The 15,573-nt window shown below is 63.1% G+C and carries 13 protein-coding genes and 2 pseudogenes; 9 read left to right on the top strand and 6 right to left on the bottom strand.

The features are described 5' to 3' along the window. Positions 1–86: 86 nt before the first annotated feature. From NTD82_RS28050 to NTD82_RS29540, 4 genes and pseudogenes are all read left to right on the top strand, one after another. Positions 87–938: a hypothetical protein gene (locus NTD82_RS28050; protein WP_095155268.1), complete on the top strand. Its 852-nt coding sequence runs from the start codon at positions 87–89 to the stop codon at positions 936–938. Further along, positions 922–1,965 carry a sensor domain-containing diguanylate cyclase gene (locus tag NTD82_RS28055; RefSeq protein WP_262131074.1) on the top strand — a complete coding sequence of 348 codons (1,044 nt, stop codon included), beginning with the start codon at positions 922–924 and terminating at the stop codon, positions 1,963–1,965. Before NTD82_RS28050 ends, NTD82_RS28055 begins: the two co-directional genes overlap by 17 nt. 29 nt (positions 1,966–1,994) lie before the next feature. After that, positions 1,995–2,702: pseudogene (locus NTD82_RS29535) on the top strand (PAS domain S-box protein); the annotation flags it as partial. Between the two features lie 198 nt (positions 2,703–2,900). Further along, positions 2,901–3,260: pseudogene (locus NTD82_RS29540) on the top strand (methyl-accepting chemotaxis protein); the annotation flags it as partial. Positions 3,261–3,373: 113 nt separating this feature from the next. Here NTD82_RS29540 and NTD82_RS28065 read toward each other — a convergent pair. The 3 genes from NTD82_RS28065 to NTD82_RS28075 form a co-directional block, all read right to left on the bottom strand. Continuing rightward, positions 3,374–5,809: a TonB-dependent siderophore receptor gene (locus NTD82_RS28065; protein WP_262131076.1), complete on the bottom strand. Its 2,436-nt coding sequence runs from the start codon at positions 5,807–5,809 to the stop codon at positions 3,374–3,376. Positions 5,810–5,909: 100 nt separating this feature from the next. Continuing rightward, entirely contained in the window at positions 5,910–6,878 is a 969-nt protein-coding gene (locus NTD82_RS28070; protein WP_262131077.1) for a FecR domain-containing protein, read from the bottom strand. Continuing rightward, the gene (locus tag NTD82_RS28075) at positions 6,875–7,381 is read right to left on the bottom strand and encodes a sigma-70 family RNA polymerase sigma factor (protein ID WP_262131078.1); all 507 of its coding nucleotides are present in this window, start codon (positions 7,379–7,381) and stop codon (positions 6,875–6,877) included. Before NTD82_RS28075 ends, NTD82_RS28070 begins: the two co-directional genes overlap by 4 nt. Before the next feature lie 175 nt (positions 7,382–7,556). On the opposite strand from NTD82_RS28075, the gene NTD82_RS28080 reads away from it, so the two are divergent. The 3 genes from NTD82_RS28080 (at position 7,557) to NTD82_RS28090 (ending at position 11,673) form a co-directional block, all read left to right on the top strand. Continuing rightward, on the top strand, positions 7,557–8,402 hold the full coding sequence (locus tag NTD82_RS28080) for an SDR family NAD(P)-dependent oxidoreductase (protein WP_262131079.1): 846 nt from the start codon (positions 7,557–7,559) through the stop codon (positions 8,400–8,402). 80 nt (positions 8,403–8,482) lie between these two features. Next, on the top strand, positions 8,483–10,687 hold the full coding sequence (locus NTD82_RS28085; RefSeq protein ID WP_262131080.1) for an OsmC domain/YcaO domain-containing protein: 2,205 nt from the start codon (positions 8,483–8,485) through the stop codon (positions 10,685–10,687). 176 nt (positions 10,688–10,863) lie between these two features. Then, complete coding sequence (locus NTD82_RS28090; protein ID WP_262131081.1) at positions 10,864–11,673, top strand: substrate-binding periplasmic protein; 810 nt, start codon at positions 10,864–10,866, stop codon at positions 11,671–11,673. Here the strand turns inward: NTD82_RS28090 and NTD82_RS28095 are convergent, their stop codons facing one another. Continuing rightward, positions 11,674–12,105, bottom strand: coding sequence for a hypothetical protein (locus tag NTD82_RS28095; RefSeq protein ID WP_262131082.1), 432 nt, complete (start codon positions 12,103–12,105; stop codon positions 11,674–11,676). Positions 12,106–12,296: 191 nt separating this feature from the next. Here NTD82_RS28095 and yfcF point away from each other — a divergent pair, with 191 nt between their 5' ends. Continuing rightward, a complete protein-coding gene (yfcF, locus tag NTD82_RS28100) occupies positions 12,297–12,929 on the top strand; it encodes a glutathione transferase (RefSeq protein WP_262131083.1) in 633 nt (210 codons plus the stop codon). 80 nt (positions 12,930–13,009) lie between these two features. Next, on the top strand, positions 13,010–13,507 hold the full coding sequence (locus NTD82_RS28105; RefSeq protein WP_262131084.1) for an AAA family ATPase: 498 nt from the start codon (positions 13,010–13,012) through the stop codon (positions 13,505–13,507). Between the two features lie 121 nt (positions 13,508–13,628). Here the strand turns inward: NTD82_RS28105 and NTD82_RS28110 are convergent, their stop codons facing one another. Next, on the bottom strand, positions 13,629–14,648 hold the full coding sequence (locus NTD82_RS28110; protein ID WP_262131085.1) for an AraC family transcriptional regulator: 1,020 nt from the start codon (positions 14,646–14,648) through the stop codon (positions 13,629–13,631). After that, entirely contained in the window at positions 14,645–15,565 is a 921-nt protein-coding gene (locus tag NTD82_RS28115) for a GGDEF domain-containing protein (RefSeq protein ID WP_262131086.1), read from the bottom strand. Before NTD82_RS28115 ends, NTD82_RS28110 begins: the two co-directional genes overlap by 4 nt. Positions 15,566–15,573 lie beyond the last annotated feature (8 nt).

Raw genomic sequence — 15,573 nt, forward strand, 5'->3', positions numbered from 1 at the left:
AAGTGGGCCACTCGGAAAAGCATTTATACTCAAAACCTTATTGAACGATGGCTTTATGTAATCATCCGAGGGGTGTCTGAATATTGATGATAAAAACCGAGCTGCTGGAATACCTGGACAACACGATTTCCAGCATGGTCGAGGCCGATATCGATGACGCCATCGTTCTTCACCTGGAGCTGATCATTGAGAACTATCGGAGAAAACCCTTCTTTTACAAAGCGCTGTTGAAGTATGACCGGCTGATGGTTGTGTTATCGCTGTGTAGTTTTTATTACAGCGATAACCTGGTGCCGTTATCCAAAGTCAAGCAGTTTTGCGAGGCGAGGGGGTATTTGTCACGCAACAGCCTTGATTCTTATTTTTCGTTCTTCTTTATCTCCGGTTATATGAACGTGCAGGCTCACCCGGAGGATGCCCGTCAACGCACTTACGCACCGACTGAAATGGCCTCGTTCGAGGCAGCTCGACTGATCAAGAGTTACCTGCACCCTGCCATGTCGTTGGCGCCGGGCGCTGTTGAGCTTTTCAAAAAAACAGACGATGAAATCATCCGCTGCTTCTTCCGCGGCCTGCGCAGGTTGCTGGACGCCAACATCCTGCTCGACGCCCTGCAGCCTGAGGCGAAATGGATCATCAACAAGGATGGCGGCCATCTGCCGATGTTGGCGCTGTATGTCGATGCCTTGAAGTCTCGCTCGACGAGCAAGGGCTACAAGTCGTCGACCTATGCGCAATTGTCGTCCCGGTTGTGCGTTTCCAGCACTCATGTCATGCGCCTGGTCAGGGAAGGCGAGAGCAAGGGCTACTTCAAGACCTATGGCAACCTGGTGGAGCTGTGCCCGGGTTTCACCACGTTGGTCAGGCAAACCATGGCAATCAATTTTGCCGTTGCGAGGATCAGCATGGAGCTGGGTGAAGATGCCACGCAATCCTGATCTTCCTGCGCTTGCTGCGGACTGCCATACCAACCATGACCAGCGTATCCGCCTGTTGCTGCGCACCGGCGTGGTGGCCGCCGAGTTGCTGGCAATCGGCAGTTGGCTAGCGATCCACCTGATCTTGAACGAGCGTTTGGGCAGCGCTGCGCCCTGGGGTACGTTGTCTGGGATGGTGGCCTTGTTTCTGCTCCATACCTTCACCGAATCCGATCGGGTCTGGCGGTATACGGGGCTGATGTTCCTGCTGGTTTTCGTGCTTGGTTACATGCGGCTCTTCGAGGAGTACCCGCTACTGCACGCCCAATATGCCTTGCCGTTCGCCGTGCTGACGGTGGTCGGTGCCTCCTTGCTGATCCGCGGGCCGCTGGACTATCTGGTGAGCGGCGTCCTGACCTGGGTGCTGATCTGGCCGGCAACGGGATTTGAAGGGCAGGGGACCGGTCTGTGGTACCTGGAGCTGTTCGTGGTGTTCTCGCTGTGCCTGGGTTGGGTCAACAACCGCAGTTACATCAAGGCCCTGCAAACCAGCCTGGATATCGAACGGCACTATCGCCGGCTCGCCGAGACCGATCACCTGACATCACTGCTCAACCGGCGTGCATTGATGGAGCGCTTCGAAGCGTTTGTCGCCTCCCGTCCTGGCGGTTTCTTTTTGATGATCGACATGGATGATTTCAAACGGATCAATGATCGTTACGGGCATGGTGTCGGGGATCAGGTGCTGTGTGCGCTGGCTGATTGCCTGCGCGCCGTCCCCGGCAGCTACTGCAGCGGCCGGCTCGGCGGTGAGGAGTTCGGGGTGGTCATCGATGCCGTCGACCCGGACCAGGCGCTGGCGTATGCCGAGCGCCTGCTCGAAGCGGTTCGCGGCTGTCACGCTGCACCGGCCATGTTCACCTTCAGCGCCGGGCTGGTGCCTTTTTTCAGGGATGAAGATCCGTCGGGCATCCTCACCCATGCCGACCGCAATCTGTACAAGGCCAAGCACGCTGGAAAAAACCGCGTGCAAGCCAGCTCCCCCTGATTTTCAAACCCGTTCGGACTGGAGGTACTGTGTTCAATCATCGTTGCGAGCAGGCGCTGCTCAAATGCAAAGAAGAACTCGAGGGTCTGCGGGATATGTTCGAGCAGTTCGAGCAGAGGCTGGTCTCGGCCCGCGTGGATGAATCGGGCGTGCTCATCGGGGTCAACCCCGCGTTTGCCGAGGCCCTGGGTTACTCGCCACAGGCCCTGGCCGGCAAGCGTTTGAGCGAGTTGCTCGAACCCGGCTGCGCAACCCTGGTCAGCGCGGAGCAGGAGCAGCCGCTGCGTTGCCGAAGTGCCAACGGCTTGCCCGTGGTCATGAACCTTTTCTGGGTACGTGAGCGCAATAGCGTGTTCCAGGGCTACGGAACGGTTGCACCCGGGTTACCGCGCCAGGACAAGGACGGCCTGGAGATGTTTCGCGCACTGACGCGCTCGACCGCGATCATTCAGTTCAAACTCGACGGCACGGTGCTGGATGCCAATGAGCAGTTTCTCAAGGCCATGGGCTACACACTGGCGCAGATCCAGGGGCGGCATCATCGTTTGTTCTGCCTGGCCGAAGACGCGGCGTCGCCGGAATACACGGAATTCTGGAAGTCACTCAATAAAGGCCGCTTCGTTGCCGGGCGTTTCCGCCGCCTCGACAGCCGCGGGCAGCTTGTCTGGCTGGAAGCTACCTACAATCCGATCGAGGATGTGCGTGGTCGCGTCTACAAAGTCGCCAAGTTTGCCAATCTCGTCACCGCCCAGGTGGAGAAGGCCAACCAGGTGAAGCAGGCGGCAGAACTCGCTTACCAGGTATCACTGAGCACCGGTCAGCGCGCAGATCAGGGGATGACGATCTTTGCCGAGTCGAACCAGGCCATAGAGAGCATTGCGCAGCAGATGGGGTCGGTTACCACCACCATGAAGGCGCTGGAGGCGCAGTCGCTGGTGATCGGCTCAATCGTGCAGACCATCGGCGCGATTGCATCCCAGACCAATCTGCTGGCGCTCAACGCCGCCATCGAAGCGGCCCGTGCGGGTGAACAGGGGCGCGGGTTCGCGGTGGTCGCCGATGAAGTGCGCAAGCTTGCGGCACGGACTACCCAGGCCACCGGCGAGATCGTCGAGGTGGTCAAGCAGAACCGCGCGTTGGCCGATGATGCCCTGGACCAGATCCAGCGCAGCCACGACCATACGAGCAAGGTCCTGGATCTGGCCGGGCAGTCCAGTCTGGCCATGCTGGATATCCAGCAGCGGGCCAGGCAGGTGGTCGAAGCGATCAGCCGCGTGGCGACGGATCTGAATTGATTACCGCATCGTCCGGGCGCAGCCGGGGCGGGTGAGCCCCGGTGAAGAACGGCCCCCGATCCTGGATTCCGGCAAGGCGGGTATCGGCAGATCGGGAGCGCGTCATCGGGCCTCTAGAACACCGGCGTGTACTTCACGCTGAACATCACATTACGCGGATCACCGAAGTTGTTGTTGCCGTCGAGCTGGTTGTAGCCGGCGGTGTAGTAGTGCTTGTCGAACAGGTTGTTGGCGTTCAGCGCCAGGCCGATTTCCGGTGTGAGCTGGTAGCCGACGCGAGCATTCCATACGGTGTAGCCCGGCACGTCGAAGGAGCGTTCGTATCCCAGCGTATGGCTCTGGCTGGTGAAGCCAAGACCGGTGCTGACCCGGCTCCAGTCGCCGCTGAACTGGTAGTCGCCCCACACCCGCAGCATGTGTTTGGGCGTCCAGGTGCTGAAGACCTTGCCTTCGTTGGTCGGGTCTTCGAGGTATTTGGTGGTGTTGTAGGTGTAGCCGGCGAACAGTTGCAGGCCGCTGAGCACTTCGCCGCTGATCTCGGCGTCGAGGCCCTGGCTACGCACCTTGCCGGCGGCGGTCGAGCAGTACCAGCCGTCGCAGGCGAAACCCGAGGACAGGTCGTTGACCGGGCGGTTTTCCTGGTCATAGCGGAACAGCGCCACGGAGGTGTTGACGCGACCGTCGAGCAGTTCGCCCTTGAGGCCGACTTCGTAGTTGCTGCCGATGATCGGCTTGAGCATGGTGCCGCTGGCGTCGCGGGTGGTCTGGGGTTGGAACACGTCGGTGTAGCTGGCGTAGACCGCCCATTCGCGGGTCAGGTCGTAGACGATGCCGGCGTAGGGCGTGACTTCGCCGGTTTCGTTGGTGGTGCTTTCCGGGTTCGGGCTCACGGTGCTGCTGAAGGCGAACTGGGTGCCGGACTTGTAGCTGTAGTCATACCAACTGACCCGTGAGCCGAGCACCAGGGTCAACTGCTCCACGGGCTTGACCCGCCAACTGCCGTACAGGCCTTTCTGGCTGATGTCGTATTTGCTCGGCGTGCCGCGACCACCGGCGGTGTTGATCAGGCTTTCGTAGCTGATGTCGGGACGGTTGTGATTGATGTCGAAGATGGTCTCGGTGGCGTTGTTGAAGGTGCGGGCGAAGCGGTCATCCGTGGTCTGTCGGGAGAAGTTGCCGCCCAGCAGGATTTCCTGTTGCATCGACAGCGCTTCGAAGCGGCCGCTGAGGTTCATGTCCAGGCCGACCTTGGTGGAGTCGAAGTCAGTCACGAAGTCGGCGTACTGCACACCGGTGCCATCGGCTTCGAGGCCGTCGCCGGCGCTTTGCAGGCGCTGGTTCTTGGCCTGGTTGTCTTCGCTCATGTGGATGGCGCCGACCTTGAAGGTCCAGTCGTCGTTGAAGCGGTGCTCGAGGTCGGCCTGCAGGGTGGTGACTTCGATGTCGGAGCGGTTCCAGCGCGCGCCGGTGTAGGTCGACCGCGGGACGTCGACCGCGCTGCCGTCGGCGTAGCGCGGCAGGCCGCGGATCATCGGCCGCGACTCGCTGTCGGTGTGGCTGACCGCCAGGCCCAGGGTGGTGTCGTCGCGCAGGTCGATGTCCAGTGCGCCGTACAGCGAGTGGGTCTTGCTCCATTCGTAATCGATGAACGAGTCGCTCTGGTCTTCATCGGCGACGAAGCGACCGCGCACGGTGCCGGCCTGGTTCAGCGGCCCGCCGGCGTCCAGTTGCAGGCCATAGTGATCCCAGGAGCCGGCCTTGCCGGTGATGGTCACGGTCGGCGTGTTCTGGCCGCGCTTGCGCACCAGGTTGATGGCGCCGCCGGGGCTGCCGGTGCCTTGCAGCAGGCCTGAGGCGCCGCGCAGCACTTCCAGGCGGTCGAAGAAGATCAGGTCCTGGGTCGCCCAGTTGCCCAGCGCATAGGTGTTGCGCACGACCGGCACGCCGTCGTACTGCCAGTCATCGATCTGGAAACCCCGCGAGGTGAGGATCATGCCCTTGCCCACGCCCTGCACGCCGACCATGCCGGTGGTCATGTTGGCCGCGTCCTTGAGGTCGGTGAGGCCCTGGTCGTCCATTTGCTGGCGGGTCATCACGCTGATCGACTGGGGGATTTCCTTCAGGGCGTGGGTGCCCTTGCCGATGGTCACGGCGCGGGCGGCGTAAGAGTGCGAGCCTTCGGTGGTGGGGTCGTTGCTGCGTTCAACGATGCTGGTCACGCCCAGTTGCAGCCCTGCTTCGCTGGCCGCGGCCGGCTCGACGCTGAAATTGCCCTGGCTGGTCACGCGCAATTGCAGGCCGCTGCCGGACAACGCCTGCTGCATGGCTTGCTCGGCGGACATCTGGCCGGTCACCGCCGGTGCCTGCTTGCCGCCCACCAGCGCCGGGTCGAGGGAAATGATGCGCCCGCTCTGGCCGGCGATCGCATTGAGGGTGCTGGCCAGCGGGCCGGGTTGCAGGTTGAAAGTCAGGTCTTGCGCCAGGGCAGGGCTCGCCAGGGTTGCCAGGGCAACCGCGACGGAAAGGGCGTTGGGCCAGGTGTTGATCACAACAATCTCCTGAGTGTGTGGAAGTGTCAGGAGATAGGTGGGACGAGAAATGAAAACCGGACACAAATAAGATTAATTTTCAGAAAATATTTTCGTCCGGTCATTTCGGGCCGATCAAGGTCAGCCAGGGGCTGTAGTGATCCACCCGGATCGGCAGGGTTTCGGCCAGCGCATCCAAGGCCCGCTGCGGCTCGTCGAGCGGGAACACGCCCTGCACGCGCAGGCCGCGGACCTCGGGGGCGACGCGGACAAAACCGCGGCTGTACGGGCGCAGCGCCTCAATTACTTGATCGAGGGATTCATCCAGCACGCTGAGCCGCCCGGCCAGCCAGTCGGCGCGGTAACGCTGGTCGCCGTCGACCGGGGCAATCCGTCCCGGCAACAGCAGCGCCGACTGGCCTTCCGGGACCACTTGCGTGGTGCCATCGAACAACCGCGCCTGCACCGAGTGCTGCAACACCACCAGGCGGCTCGCTTCCGGCTCCTGGGCAACGAGGAAGCGCGTACCCAGCGCGCGCAGCTCGCCTTCGGCGGTGCGCACCCGCAGCGGCCGGTTGGCGTCGGGGGCGACATCGATGATCAGTTCGCCGCGACGCAGGATCAGCAGCCGTTGCTGGTCATCGAAGCGCAGGTCGACGGCGCTGTTGGCGTTGAGGCTCAGGCGGCTGCCATCGGCCAGGTTGAAGTGCTGGCGCTCACCGCGGCCGGTGTGCAGGTCGGCCAGCCAGGCATCGGCGAGCGGACTGCGGGCGCCCAGCCAGGCGCCGCCGCCAAGCAGCCCCAGGCCGGCGATCACGCGCAGCGCGTCGCGGCGCGAAGCCTGGGGTTGCAACAGCACTTGCCGGGCTTCGCCGGCCTGGCCGGGCAAGCGCCGATCAAGGGCGCGCACTGTGTTGAACGAGCCGCCGAGGCGCTCCTGGAGTTTTTCCCAGGCCTGGCTGTGCGCCCGGTCCATCGCCAGCCAGGCGTTGAAACGGGCTTGCAACGCGGCATCCGGGGTGCCGGCGCGGAGCCTGACCATCCAGTCGATGGCCTGTTCGCTGACGGGGTCCAGGCGCGCCTTGCTCATGGCGCCACCTCGCACAGGTAGCACTGGCGCAACGCCTGTTTCATGTAGCGGCTGACGGTGCGTTCCGACAACCCCAGCTTCTGCGCGATCGCCACGTAGCTCAGGCCATCGAGCTGGCTGTAGAGGAAGGTGGCCTTGACGATCATCGGCAAGCCGTCGATGGCCCGGTCTATCGCGACCAGGGCTTCGAGCAGTTGCAACTGTTCTTCGGGGGAGGGCGCCAGCGCCTCGGGCAGCGCCGCCAGGCGTTCGAGGTAGGCCTGCTCCAGCTTGCGCCGGCGATGCCGGTCGAAGATCAAGCGGCGGGCAATGGTCGACAGGTAGGCGCGCGGCTGTTCGATGCTGTCGGGATCGACGCGGGCCGCCAGCAACTGGCAAAACGTATCGGCGGCAGTGTCCTCGGCGTCCGCGTGATTGCGCAGGCGCCGGTGAATATGCTGCAGCAGCCAACGGTGATGATCGCTGAAAAAGAATCCCAGCTTGCTGGACGGAGGAGATTGCACGGGTCGGTGTTTCCGATGTTAGTGTGAATCGTTCTCAATACTACCCGTGGGACGAGAGGCAGCGCAATTGGCTCTTCTCGTGGGGTGATGCGGTGCCTTCATCGGCAAAAGCTGCTTTGCACAAGCGGACGAATCTGTTTCTGTAGTCAGAAATCACCTACCAAAGGACTGGAACATGCTGTTCAAAGACAAGGTTGCCATCGTCACCGGCGCGGGCCAGGGGTTGGGACTCGCTTATGCCAGGGCGTTGCTCGAGCGCGGCGCCAAGGTGGTCATCAGTGACCTGGGCACCGATCGCACCGGCGCGGGCAGCGACGAGACGGTGGCCAGCGCCGCCGTGCGCGCCTTGCAGGCCGATGGCGCGCAGGTGCTGGCGCACGCGGGCCGCCTCGACGAGGAAGCGGGGTGCAAGGCGCTGGTGGAACTGGCCGTCGAGCACTTCGGCGCGCTGGATATTTTGATCCACAACGCCGGCTGGGTCGGCTACCAGCCCATCGAGGAGCAGGACGCGACGTTTCTCGAGCGCTCGCTGGGGATCAACGTCCACGCGCCGATCTGGCTGGCCAAGCACGCCTGGCCGCACCTCAAGCGCTCCGGCACGGCGAGGGTGGTGCTGACCACCTCCGACCGCGCCATGTACGCGCAATACGCCCAGGTCGGGCTGACCGCCTACGCCGCCGGCAAGATGGCGCAGATCGGCATCATGAACGCGCTGAGCATGGAAGGCCGCGAGCACGGCATTCTGGTCAACGCCGTGTCGCCGGTGGCCAAGACGCGCATGTGGGGCATCAGCCAGCCCCCGGAAAACCTCAAGCCGGAATGGGTCACCCCGGGCGTCCTGTATCTGGCCAGCGCGCTGTGCCAGGACAGCGGCCTGATCCTGCGGGCCAGCAACGGTCAGTTCAGCGCCACGCGCTTTTGCGAGAACCCCGGCGTGAGCTACCCGACCGACCTGGCCCGGGTCAAATGCGCCAGTGTCGAGGAGGTCGCGGACCTCTGGGAGCGCATCAAGGAGCACTGATCCGACGATCCTCTCTGGCTTCCCGCTGAAAAAACCGGATACTGGCGACCATTTCGTTTAGCCCGTTCTGGTAATCCCGCATGGAAATCAAGGTCAACTTTCTCGACAACCTCCGACTCGAAGCCAAGTTCGATGACTTCACGGTGGTGGCCGACCAGCCCATCCGCTACAAGGGCGATGGCTCGGCCCCTGGACCGTTCGACTATTTCCTGGCGTCTTCGGCGCTGTGTGCGGCGTACTTCGTAAAGCTGTACTGCCAGACGCGGGATATCCCCACCGACAACATTCGTCTGTCGCAGAACAACATCGTCGACCCGGAAAACCGCTACAACCAGATCTTCAAGATCCAGGTCGAGCTGCCGGCGGACATTTCCGCCAAGGACCGCCAGGGCATCCTGCGCTCCATCGACCGCTGCACGGTGAAGAAGGTGGTGCAGACCGGCCCCGAGTTCATCATCGAGGAAGTCGACAACCTCGACGCCGATGTGCAGGCCCTGTTGATGCCGGCCGCGGCGGCGGGCAGCAGCACTCGCATTCTCGGCAAGGACCTGCCGCTGGAAGACACCATCGCCAATATGTCGGCCATCCTCGCTGACCTGGGGATGAAGATCGAAATCGCCTCGTGGCGCAATATCGTGCCGAATGTCTGGTCGCTGCATATCCGCGATGCGCAATCGCCGATGTGCTTCACCAACGGCAAGGGTGCGACCAAGGAAGGTGCACTGGCCTCGGCGCTGGGCGAGTTCATCGAGCGGCTGAACTGCAACTTCTTCTACAACGACCAGTTCTGGGGCGAGGACATCGCCAACGCCGAATTCGTCCACTACCCGAACGAGCGCTGGTTCCAGCCGGGCCGCAAGGACGCGCTGCCGAAGGAAATCCTCGACGACTACACCCGCGCGATCTATAACCCGGACGGCGAGCTGCTGGGCACCCATCTCTACGACACCAACTCCGGCAATATCGAGCGCGGCATCTGCTCGCTGCCGTTCGTGCGCCAGTCCGACGGCGAAGTGGTGTACTTCCCGTCGAACCTGATCGAAAACCTTTACCTGAGCAACGGCATGAGCGCCGGCAACACCCTGGCCGAAGCGCAGGTGCAGTGCCTCTCGGAAATCTTCGAGCGCGCCGTGAAGCGGGAAATCCTCGAAGGCGAACTGGCCCTGCCGGATGTGCCGCAAGAGGTGCTGGCCAAGTACCCGGGCATCGTCGCCGGCATCCAGGGCCTGGAAGAACAAGGCTTCCCGGTGCTGGTCAAGGACGCGTCGCTGGGCGGTGAATTCCCGGTGATGTGCGTGACCTTGATGAACCCGCGCACCGGCGGTGTGTTCGCCTCGTTTGGCGCCCACCCGAGCTTCGAAGTGGCGGTGGAGCGCAGCCTCACCGAACTGCTCCAGGGCCGCAGCTTCGAGGGCCTGAACGACCTGCCGCAGCCGACCTTCGAAAGCCATGCGCTGATGGAGCCGAACAACTTCGTCGAGCACTTCATCGACTCCAGCGGTGTGGTGTCGTGGCGCTTCTTCAGTGCCAAATCCGATTTCGAATTTGTCGAGTGGGACTTCTCCGGCCAGGGCGAAGACTCCAACGCCGACGAAGCCGCGACCCTGTTCGGCATCCTCGAAGGCATGGGCAAGGAAGCTTACATGGCCGTGTATGACGACCTCGGCGCCACCGCCTGCCGCATCCTGGTGCCGGGCTATTCGGAAATCTACCCGGTGGACGACCTGGTCTGGGACAACACCAACAAGGCGCTGTTCTTCCGCGAAGACATCCTCAACCTGCACCGCCTCGATGACGACGCGCTGGAAGCGCTGCTGGAGCGCCTGCTGGAATCCGAGCTGGACGAGTACACCGAGATCAAGACGCTGATCGGCGTCGAGTTCGACGACAACACCGTCTGGGGCCAGTTGACCATTCTCGAGCTGAAGATCCTGATCCAGGTCGCCTTGCGCAAGTTCGACGACGCCAAGGAACTGGTGGAGATGTTCCTGCAATTCAACGACAACACCGTCGAGCGCGGCCTGTTCTACCAGGCGCTGAACGTGGTGCTGGAAGTGGAACTGGACAACGAGCTGGAACTGGGCGACTACGAAGTCAATTTCCGCCGCATGTTCGGCAACGAGCGGATGGACGCGGTGATCGCTTCGGTCGATGGCAGCCTGCGCTTCCACGGCCTGACGCCGACCAGCATGAAGCTGGAAGGGCTGGACCGTCACCTGCGCCTGATCGACAGCTACAAAAAGCTGCACGCGGCGCGGGCCAAGGCGGCGGGCCTGGCGGGCTGAACCCTTCGCGGTGGCGAATTTTGCGGGCCACCCCAAGGCCCGCAAAAGGATGGATTAGCGAAACATTTGTTGCCGTATGACAATCCTTCATCGAACCACACTGCTACTCTGGCATCTGGCCATATCTGGCCCAGACTGTGAAAACCGCCGAATTTCACCTGTGCCGAGGGTCGTGAATGATCGAGCGTCGTTACCGCCGCTCCTTGTGGCTGTCGCTGGTGCTGCTGCTGATGTCCGGGGCCGCCATGGCCGCGGATCAGTGCCAGCACCTCACTGCCACGGGTAACCCCGAATATCCCCCCTATCTCTGGCGTGATCCCGACAATCCGGGACAACTGATCGGCGCCAATGCCGACCTGCTCAAGCAGGTGGCCAGCGAACTGGGGCTGGAAATAGACGTCCGCTACTCCGGCCCCTGGTCCCGCGCCCAGGAAGAAGTGCGCACGGGGCGTATCGACCTGCTGGCCGGCTATTTCCTCACCGATGCGCGTCAGCAAAGCATGGATTTCATCGAGCCCGCGTTCCTGCATACGCCCAGCGTGGTCTGGGTGCGCCGGCACGGCGGCTTTGCCTACCGCGGCTGGGAGGACCTGAAGGGCCTCAAGGGCGGGACGCTGGTCAGCAACAGCCATGGTCAGCAGTTCGACGACTACGCCAGGGACAATCTCAATCTCGAAGCGGTACCCAGCGCCACCCAGGCTTTCCAGAAGCTGCTGCTAAAGCGCAACGACTACGTGATCTACGAGCAGTACCCCGGCATGGCGCTGAGGCGCACCCTGGGCATGGAAGACCAACTCAAGGTCCTCGACCCGCCCGTCTCCAGCGAAGGGCTGTACCTCGCGCTGTCCCATGACTCGCCGTGCAATCGCCCGGAACTGCGCGCGCGGCTGGCGCAGAAAATGCGCGAAATCGTTGCCGGACCGCTGCCGGAGCAGTGGGTGACGGAAAATCTGGAGCGCTGGAAGAACCAGCAGGAACCCCGCTAGTTAACTGATCTGTCCCCACACCTGCACCAGCCCGATGGCATGCACCAGGCCGATGCCGGTGCAGAGGGCCGAACTGATAATGACGAAGCGCAGGCTGCGGCCATCGTTCACCAGCAAGAATGGCCCCGCCAGCCCGCGAAACAGATAGACCAGGGTGATGACGCACAGCGCCGGACGCAGCAGCGGCAGCGCTTTTATCACGCCCGCGCCGGACAGCGCGTAGGCCGCCCAACTGGTCAGGACCAGGGCGATGCCGAGGGTGACGATGGCCGGAAAGCGATAGCCTTTCTCGGCGGCGCGAACAAACCGCTGCCCCGCGCCGGCCAGGCGGTAACCGGCGGGCCCGGCGATGATCACCCCCAAATGGAGCATGGCGGCGAGCAGGCTGAGGGCTGCGGCGATGATGAGGGGCAGGTTGTGTTCGACGTCCATTCGCGCTGTTCCTTGTTGGGTTTGAGCACCGGTGTTGTCGGTCTGAAACGCTGATAAACGCGTTCGAGCCAGACAACGCGCGCACTGTACCGCCATCGCATTCCAGCGAGGAATGCCCCCATGAATATCTTGAATTTTATTTTTGCCGGCGAACCCCCTAGCGTGAGCGCATCGCAGAAGGAGTTCCTGTCATGTCTCGCTCGCCGCTACAGCTCTTCGTTGACGCCCGCTTCACCAGTCCTTACGCCATGTCCGCCTATGTGACGCTGCGGGAGAAGGGCCTTGAGTTCGAAACGGCGCTGGTCGATCTCGACTGGTCCGAGAACCTCTCGGACGACTACACCCGCCTGTCGCTGACCCAGCGCGTGCCGACGCTGATCGACGAAGGCTTCGCCCTGTCCGAGTCCTCGGCCATCACCGAGTACCTGGAAGAGCGCCATCCGCAGACCGCGGTCTACCCGAAAGACACCGCGCAGCGGGCGAGGGCACGGCAAGTCCAGGCGTGGCTGCGCAGCGACCTGCTGCCGATCCGCCAGGAGCGCTCGACGCTTGTGGTGTTTTACGGCGTCAAGGCCGGGCCGCTGTCGCCGGAGGGCGTCGCGGCGGCGAAGAAACTGATCAACGTGGCGGAAACCTTGCTGGCGGAAGGTGCCGAATACCTGTGCGGCGAGTGGTCGATTGCTGATGTCGAACTGGCGGTGATGCTCAACCGCCTGATCCTCAATGGCGACCCGGTGCCGGCTGGGCTCAAGGAGTACGCGGCGCGGCAGTGGCAGCGACCGAGCGTGCAGGAGTGGGTGCAGAAGGTGCGTCCGGCGTTGTAATGCCGGAACGAGGCCGGCCGGGTTTGCCCACCCGGCCGGCCTTGTGCATCATCACTGGCTCGACACAAGGAGCCGTGCCCATGTCCTCGACGCACCTTCACCTGCTGTGCGGCAAGATCGCCTCTGGCAAATCCACCCTCGCCAAACACCTCGTGGCAGAGCACAGCGCGCTGCTGATCAGCGAAGATCACTGGCTTTCGCGTTTGTATCCAGACGAGATCCGTTCGGTAACCGACTACCTCGACCGCGCCCGACGGATTCGCGCGGTACTGGGGCCGCTGGTCATCGACCTGTTGCGGACGGGTGTCACGGTGATTCTGGATTTTCCCGCCAACACCGTCGCTGACCGCAGTTGGTTGCTGAGCCTGGCGCGGACAGCGGGCGTCCATCACACCTTGCACTACCTCGAACAGGACGACGCCACCTGCCGCACCCGCCTGCATGCGCGCAATGCGCATGGCGAGCACGACTTTGCAGCCACCGATGCCGAATTCGAGCTGATCACCCGGCATTTCCAGGCGCCTGCGGTGGGTGAGGGGCTTGATATTGTGGTTCATGGTCAGGAGGGGCTTGCATGATCGGCTGACCGGAGAAAGCTTCACCTTCGAGGCCTGGCCTTACGAGTTGTCGGGGGGCGTTCTGTCCAGGGTTCTTCGTCGAGCAGTCCTGCAAGGGACGATGAGGCAGCCTGATCCGCCGTCACCCAAACCACCGCGCCAACCCACTCGGCGTCAATCCCGTCCAGCGCTTGAACGAGCGCCGGAAATTGGTGGTGTCGCTGAACCTCAGGTAGTTGCACACCTCTTCGTTGGTATAGCCCTTCATCTGGTACAGGTACAACGCCACATGCCGGCGCACCAGGTCCAGTTGCTGCTGGAAATGGGTGCCGTGCTTGTGCAGTTTGCGCTTGAGGGTGGTCGGGCTCATGCCGAACGCCGCCGCTACGCGATCAAGGTTGATCGGTTCGTGGATGTGGCTATGCAGGTGATCGTACAAGCGGTCGAGAAAGCTCGCGCCGCCCTCCAGCGCAGCCAGTTGCTCCAGGCAGGCTTGACGCGCCACCAGCCCCGGGGTGGTGGCGACGTCGGGCAGTGGCCGATGCAGGTATTCGCGCGGCAGTGACAACAACGTCAGTTGCGCATCGAAACGCACCTCTTCGCCGAGGTACACCCAGTACTGTTCGATATGCCGCGGTTCGCTCCAGGCGCACTGGATGCGCCACGGCAGGTGTTCGCCGGTCAGCCGCCGACTCATCGCCAGCACCGCGCTCAGGCAGGCTTCGCCGAGAAACTGCCCTTGGTTGCCGGCACCGCAACCGTCCTGCCAGTACAGATGCAGATAGTGTTCTTCCAGCAACAGCCGCGGCGTCAGCAGCGGGCTGAGCAGGCTGTGGAATTCGCAGAGGTTTTCCAGCGCCTGGTACAGGTCGCCGGCGTGCAGCAGGGTCTGGCTGGCTTCGCCGTAATGACCGGGAAGCAGGCGCTGGCCGAACAGGAAGGCGCTGTCGTCGGCATCCAGCAGGCGCCGGGCGTTGTCGATCAGGGTCAGGAATTGCTCCTGGCTGAACTTCGCCCGGCCCTGGCTGATGTCCTCGTAGAACACTTCGCAACCGCGCAGCAGGCGGTGGCTGTCGATACCCCGGGACAGCGCCAGGTCGATCAGCGCCGCCGGCTGGAAGTGCCCGACGATAAAGCGCTGGTCACGCTCGTAGCCGCTCATGCCGCCCCCTTGCGCGGCGTCTGCCGCTTGGCTTTGGCAATGCCCAGGTTGACCCGTTTGAGCAGGCTTTCCACATCGTCTTCATAAGCCATGGCCACCGCCACACTGGCGCGCAGGTGCAGGCGCTCGCCGTGGCGGCGGGTCTTGTGGGCCAGGCTCGCCACCGCCTGTTGCAACTCATCGGCCAGCCAACGCGCCTGGGTTTCGCCGGTGTTGGGCATCACCACCACGAAGCGGTCGCCGGCCAGGCGGCACAGCACGTCCTGCTGGCGCAGGTTGAGCAGCAGCAGTTGCGCCAGCACTTGCAGCAGGTGATCGCCCTCGGCTTCGCCGTGGAGCAGGTTCACCGCACTGAAATCGTCGATATCCAGCACCACCAGCGACAGAGGCTGCTCCTCGCGAGTGGCCTGCTCCAGCGCCCGTTGCACGTGCTGGCGCAGGTACTGGGCGCCGCCCAGCGGGGTGAGTTTGTCGAACAGCAAATGCTCGCGGAACAGCCCCTCGCGTTTGCTCATCTGCGCGTTGATCGCCTGTTGTTCCTGATGCAGGTGATAGATGCCGAAGGTCACCAGCACCAGGCCCACCGGCATCGGCGCGGTTTCCAGCCAGTTGTCCCAGACCGCGCCGGGAGCCAGGCGGATGAACTCGTCGAGCACGTCCATCCACCAGGAAAAACATACGCAAGCCATGCCCACGGCGAGCATGCGGGTGACCCGCCCGGCGGGGCGGCTGCGCATCAGCATCACCAGCCAGATCAGCCAGATCAGTCCCGAGCCGCCTTCGCCGATCACGTCCATCCAGTTGATCTGGTCCCACGGTTTGACCTCGCCGAAGGCCAGGTAAAGCTGCAGGCCGAGGTTGGCCGCGACGGCGAGGCCGACGAAGGTGAGGGTGTGCAGTTTCAGCAGTGATTTCATAGGGGGCT

It is taken from the genome of Pseudomonas sp. 5P_5.1_Bac1 (assembly GCF_025466015.1).
Lineage (GTDB): Bacteria > Pseudomonadota > Gammaproteobacteria > Pseudomonadales > Pseudomonadaceae > Aquipseudomonas.

What these genes read in the sequence shown, in the direction of transcription:
- NTD82_RS28050 (WP_095155268.1), top strand. Translation starts at nt 87, where the DNA reads ATGATAAAAACCGAGCTGCTGGAATACCTGGACAACACGATTTCCAGC.
- NTD82_RS28055 (WP_262131074.1), top strand. Translation starts at nt 922, where the DNA reads ATGCCACGCAATCCTGATCTTCCTGCGCTTGCTGCGGACTGCCATACC.
- NTD82_RS28070 (WP_262131077.1), bottom strand. Translation starts at nt 6,878, where the DNA reads ATGAGCAAGGCGCGCCTGGACCCCGTCAGCGAACAGGCCATCGACTGG.
- NTD82_RS28080 (WP_262131079.1), top strand. Translation starts at nt 7,557, where the DNA reads ATGCTGTTCAAAGACAAGGTTGCCATCGTCACCGGCGCGGGCCAGGGG.
- NTD82_RS28085 (WP_262131080.1), top strand. Translation starts at nt 8,483, where the DNA reads ATGGAAATCAAGGTCAACTTTCTCGACAACCTCCGACTCGAAGCCAAG.
- NTD82_RS28090 (WP_262131081.1), top strand. Translation starts at nt 10,864, where the DNA reads ATGATCGAGCGTCGTTACCGCCGCTCCTTGTGGCTGTCGCTGGTGCTG.
- NTD82_RS28095 (WP_262131082.1), bottom strand. Translation starts at nt 12,105, where the DNA reads ATGGACGTCGAACACAACCTGCCCCTCATCATCGCCGCAGCCCTCAGC.
- yfcF (WP_262131083.1), top strand. Translation starts at nt 12,297, where the DNA reads ATGTCTCGCTCGCCGCTACAGCTCTTCGTTGACGCCCGCTTCACCAGT.
- NTD82_RS28105 (WP_262131084.1), top strand. Translation starts at nt 13,010, where the DNA reads ATGTCCTCGACGCACCTTCACCTGCTGTGCGGCAAGATCGCCTCTGGC.
- NTD82_RS28110 (WP_262131085.1), bottom strand. Translation starts at nt 14,648, where the DNA reads ATGAGCGGCTACGAGCGTGACCAGCGCTTTATCGTCGGGCACTTCCAG.
- NTD82_RS28115 (WP_262131086.1), bottom strand. Translation starts at nt 15,565, where the DNA reads ATGAAATCACTGCTGAAACTGCACACCCTCACCTTCGTCGGCCTCGCC.